General features: G+C 59.3%; 3 protein-coding genes. All 3 read left to right on the top strand.

Going from position 1 to position 3,102, the window contains the following annotated elements; translation table 11 throughout:
* Positions 1-49 precede the first annotated feature (49 nt).
* Entirely contained in the window at positions 50-1,756 is a 1,707-nt protein-coding gene (locus IVW53_15705; protein MBF6607009.1) for a hypothetical protein, read from the top strand.
* A gap of 395 nt (positions 1,757-2,151) precedes the next feature.
* Positions 2,152-2,541 carry a hypothetical protein gene (locus IVW53_15700; GenBank protein MBF6607008.1) on the top strand — a complete coding sequence of 130 codons (390 nt, stop codon included), beginning with the start codon at positions 2,152-2,154 and terminating at the stop codon, positions 2,539-2,541.
* Positions 2,541-3,102 (top strand): N-acetylmuramoyl-L-alanine amidase (locus tag IVW53_15695; protein ID MBF6607007.1); only part of this gene is annotated, 562 nt, incomplete at its 3' end. The genes IVW53_15700 and IVW53_15695, both read left to right, overlap by 1 nt.

The following is a 3,102-nucleotide window of genomic DNA, read 5'->3' as shown; positions in this document are numbered from 1 at the left end:
GCCTACTGAGAGCACCAACTTTTGGAGTAATGGGCAGGACATAGCCTGTTTGGAAGCATCGTTCGCTAAGTCGGTTAGCGACGATGTGAACCATTACGATTGCTATCTGGACAGGGGGTTCGGGACCGAGATATTCACACTGGGGGCGGTTAGCGGGCAAAGCACTTATACATTGCCCTGGCAGATGTACGGCAACAGAGCTTACTCCCTTTATGTGAGGGCTGTGGACGGGGACGGGAACGTCTCGCAGGCCACGAGCACGCTTACGGGCACGTCGAGTGATGCCTCGCCCGCGATGGGAGTGTACAACGGGGGCTTTGAGACACCGGAAGCGTTCACGCCTAACATGCCTGACGGTTTTACTGTGACATCGGGAAGCGGGGCTGTGGTGGGGCTGGACGGCTCTGACCGCAACAGCGGCGCATATGCCATGCTGATGGACACGACCGCATCCGCCACGCCTATAACGGTCACATCGCGACTGCTAAGAGCAATCGCGGGGGTAATGTATCACGCTGAGATTGCCGCAAAGACGGGGGCGAGCGCGGCCATTATGAGCGCGCAGGTGCAGTATTACTCCTCCGCTATCGTGAGCGGGCGAGTGGTTTACACCGCGCAGGGGTCGCCCGTGACGCTGCTGGGGTCGCAGGCCACGACCTCGGCATGGACTATCTATACAATGCCCGTCTTCATACCGCCCTCGGCATCGCCCAAGATAGTGGCGATGAGGTTGATTGTGAGCGTGCCCGCATCGGCATCGACGCCTTTGAGGATAGACGATCTGGCGTGCGCGCCTCAGATTGGGCGCACTCAGCTGCTGGGCGGCAACGTGGTGGGCACACCGACAGGCACGGTCACTACCGCGATACTTGCGGGGGGCGGGCTTGACGTTGTGCTCGCAGGGGGAGGCGTAACGTCGCTGCCTGTATCATCCTACCCGCTTGAGTGTAAGCCCGGCGACGTATTGATCGCTCAGGTAGAGGCAGACCTTGTTACCGCTGGCGTCACGTTCTCGCAGGTGGCTCAGTATTATCTGGCGGGCGTGGCTGTGGGCAGTGCTGTTACGACGCTTACCTCGCAAGCGCCGGATGGGGTGGTGCATGAGGCTACTATCACCGCGCCTTCGGGGGTAGATAGCGTGGTAGTGACCGCCACAATGGTGCACGGTCTAGGCGGCACGCAGCACGTGACGCTTGTCAGGAACAATATCAGGCGGGCTGTGGGCAACAAGGACCTGGACGTGATCACTGACCCGACGCGCCTGGCTCCTGTCACATCCTCTACAACGCCTATTGTGATTTACGACAACGCGGGCGTGGCGCGGGCGCAACTCTACTGGTCGGGGGGCGGTACGCTATCTATTGTCGCGCTTAGCACGACGGGCGCGCACGGCGTAGAGATACGGGACGCTGCGGGCGGCATCCTGGATGTTACAGATGGCTATGTCAACAGCGCGGGCAGTCTCGGCTTCAAGATTGGCGGTGGCGCGGCTATCACGCAGCACCTGTCGGCAACGGGCAGCAATACCGCGCTCGTTGTAGCGGCCAACTCTCAGAGCACATTCACGGTTACGGTCACGGGCGCGGCTGTGGGCGACTCGGTAGTGGCTACACCGGACGGCGATCCTTCGACGGGCGTGCAGTGGTCGGCATATGTGAGCGCGGCGAATACAGTGACTATCAAAGTGGGCAACATTACGACTGCGAGCAAGACGCTGACCTTGCGCTCGTGGCGTTGCGACGTGTGGAAACATTAGTTTACATAACAAACAGGAGGGTATTGACATGGCAACAAACAGAGGGCGGGCAATCAGGTTTTTACTATCGGTTCTATTCGCGGCGGCAATCGCATTGATTGTGAGCAGGGCATGGGCTTCGGAGGCTCCACAAACAGCGGGCACTCCAATGGCTATCAGGTCAACGGCGGGCAGTGTGGTGGTCTCTGTGGATTGGGCGGCGGACGCTCCCGCGCCGACTTACACGGTGTACAGGGACCCGAAAGCTCCTGTGGATGTCATTCAGCACTATCGGGCGGGCGAGCGGTTCTTCGAGGTGACATGGCCTGCTAGCCAGGGCGAGCCGACTGTGGTGTGGTACTCGGACGGTGTATTGGGTAGGTAGGGAGAGAGTAACAGGGCGACAAGGAGTGTCAATGGACATAGGAACTATCATACAAATCCTCCTGGCGCTGGTTAGTGGGGGCGGGTTGTCATGGCTGGCGATGTGGGTTGTGCCCCGCACGCGGCGCAATCGGGACAAAGCGGAGGCTAATACGGCGGCCTTCCAGAGCATTGACATCAGGATTGCGAGCTATGAGCGCAGCATGGTGAGCATGATGGGGCGGATCAATGTGCTGGAGCAACAGGGCACGGCTCAGGACCGCAAGATTGAGCAGTTGGAGGCTTATATAGAGGGCCTTTTGAGCCATGTGAACGATTTGTACCGGGCAATTGGGCTTGAGGATGATCTGGTGCAAACGAGGATCAAGGGACGGCTCAAAACGCAGCGGCCTGTAGAGACAAAGCAGGTAGTGGGGGGTTAATGGATATGAGTGTAACAGCTATAAAAGTGATTGACATAACGGCTCAGACGGATACGAGTGTGTATGACAGCAGGCCGAGCGGCGGGGCCTCAATAGCAGGCATATTGCTGCATCACACGGGCAGCTCAAATGAGGCGGGGGACCAGGAGTGGCTGTCTCAGTATCATGCGAACCCCGTGAGCATCCATAAGCTGATAAGGCGGGACGGCACGATTGTGCAGATAGTGTCGGACGCAAATAGGGCCTGGCACGCGGGGGTCAGCACGTGGCGGGGGCGCGCCAACTGCAACGACTGGATGATCGGCTACGAGCTATGCAACCGGGGGGACGGCGTGGAAGCGTTTACAGACGCGCAGTATGAGAGCGTGGCGCAATCGGTTGCATACCAGTGTGCGCTCTACAAGATTAGTGATGTGATGGTCGCGCGACATCTTGACGTCTGTGTGCCTCCGGGCCGCAAGGATGATCCGAGGGGCTTTGACATGGCTCGTATGTGGCGGCGAGTGACTGAGATACGCACCTCGTGGCCCGCTGGATGGCCCGCGTTCTGGTGCTGCAACG

This window comes from Chloroflexota bacterium (genome assembly GCA_015478725.1).
GTDB lineage: Bacteria > Chloroflexota > Limnocylindria > Limnocylindrales > CSP1-4 > C-114.
The sequence above is the reverse complement of the archived record's forward strand: the minus strand, read 5'-3'. Positions and strand labels throughout refer to the sequence as shown.

Excerpts from the sequence above, each read along its gene's own strand:
- IVW53_15700 (MBF6607008.1), top strand. The coding sequence starts at position 2,152 with ATGGACATAGGAACTATCATACAAATCCTCCTGGCGCTGGTTAGTGGG.